Below are 1975 nucleotides of genomic sequence, written 5' to 3'. Positions count from 1 at the left end.
TGCGCTCGACCTGAAGCACTGCGCGCTCTTCCGCGCTCAGGTGGCTGTACTGTTTTCCCATCGCGACACCCTACACTCCGCCGGGTGTTGCACTTGGAAGTTGAGTCTGCCTTTCTACAACTGGATCTCCGAACAACTTTTTCGCCCGGTCGACGGAATCACCCAACATAAGTCCGTTAACCGAATTGTATGGAATCAATTCAATCACCTAGCTATCTCCCGGTTCGCGACGGCAACTGACCACTGTCCCTCGCATAATCGAGCATCTCGCGCATAGCTTGGTTGTACTTGGCACGGTCTCCAGTTAATCGAATGAAAAAGGCTTCAAACGCGACCTGAAATCATCCCATACCCCTTTTGAGAAAATCCCAACAGCTCGATCACTCTCCGCCCCCTCTTCCACCCCACTCATTGCAATTCCAAGGTTAAACAGAATCACCGACCCGTGCCCCCCCAGGGGGTTACCATCTCGCCGACACAGCGACATCAGCCCTGGCATGGACCAATCCATATCGACTCCGTTTATGCGAGTCGGTACATCATACGGAACCACGCATTCTCGCAATCGAAGTGTCTCTTCTTGAAAAATTAGTACTAGGTACTTGTAGTGAACTACCAGCTCGCCAGATCTGTTCTTCATTTCTACATCAGGATCTCCAAACAACTCTTTCGCCCGCTCGACTGAATCACCCAACAGAAGCCCGCTTACCGACCAATATGGAACTAGCTCAATCACTTGTCCTCTTCCAATCCACGAGGGATTGCAGTGAGTACGGAAACAGCGCGGAAGATGGAAACTCTTGTCTCGAGATCCCTAACACACTCAAACATCACTTGACGCAGAGTCCGTCAGCAATTCCCCCATATACTGAAGACTCTTACCGCTTTCACTCCACATCCGCCGCAGCCTGTTCTGACCAGCAGATTCTGCGGACCCTCCATCCAGCAAAAAGGTGCCACCGCCAATAAAAACAACGGATAGGTTGTCAACCGATCAAAATACATCCAGTGACCTTAGATAATCGCAATCATTCACCGAGAAATGCCGAATACCCTGACCACACACATCCGTAGGATTACCTCTCAACCTCTTACACGAGTTCGCCTTGAATATTTCAATCCCGCCGCGCATGACCTGGCCACGGTGATGATCTTTACTCATTGCCACCGCCGCAATATGCAACGTTCGATTCTATCAATCAATATAGAAAGGCTTCATTTTTGGAACCAAATCAACCCAGACGTCCTCAGAGAAAATTCCGACAGCGCGATCACTTTCCGCGTCCTCCTCCACCCCAGTCAATACAACCCCAACATTAAATAGAAGCACCGCTCCGTAATACTCCAATGGCCTCCCATCCTCAACGCATAGCGCCTTCAATCCCGATAGCGACCAGTCCAGATCTCGACCATTAATCCGAGTAGGCACGCCATTGAAAACCGAGCATTCTTGCAATAAAAGCGAATTCCTGTGAAAAACCAGCTTTATAGACTCATAGTGCTCAATTAGCTCACCATACCGATCTCTTCTTTCCGCGATCGGATTTCCAAAAATCTCTTTCGCCCTGTTCACAGGGTCACCCAACATAAGGCCGTTTATCGAACGGTAAGGAACTAAATAGATCACTTAATCATCTCCTACTTTCGCGGCTTTCGCGCTGGCAGCTGACCGCTTTCTCTTGCGTACTCAAGCATCTCGCGCATAGCTTGATTGTACTTGGTTCGATCCCCGGACATCTCATAGGCAGCCCTCCGCACATCCCTTACCTCTCTTGCCATTGCATCACGATAATCACCATTTGCAATCATCTCGGCAGTTTCCTGACGATACATTGCAGATCCGCGCTGAGTCGCATGGCTACTCGGCAGACTCAACTTCCAAGTGCAACACCCGGCGGAGTGTAGGGTGTCGCGATGGGAAAACAGTACAGCCACCTGAGCGCGGAAGAGCGCGCAGTGCTTCAGGTCGAGCGCA

General features: G+C 50.4%; 2 protein-coding genes. Both read right to left on the bottom strand.

Features of this window, described 5'->3' with window-relative positions:
- Positions 1 to 1195 precede the first annotated feature (1195 nt).
- Positions 1196 to 1627, bottom strand: a complete 432-nt coding sequence (locus tag ABE505_RS17020; protein WP_346445843.1) for a hypothetical protein — start codon at positions 1625 to 1627, stop codon at positions 1196 to 1198.
- Positions 1628 to 1638: 11 nt separating this feature from the next.
- The coding region (locus tag ABE505_RS17015; protein WP_346445842.1) for a hypothetical protein at positions 1639 to 1975 on the bottom strand (337 nt) is incomplete at its 5' end.

Origin of the sequence: Luteimonas sp. TWI382 (genome assembly GCF_039674545.1) — a bacterium.
Lineage (GTDB): Bacteria > Pseudomonadota > Gammaproteobacteria > Xanthomonadales > Xanthomonadaceae > Luteimonas.
The sequence above is the reverse complement of the archived record's forward strand: the minus strand, read 5'-3'. Positions and strand labels throughout refer to the sequence as shown.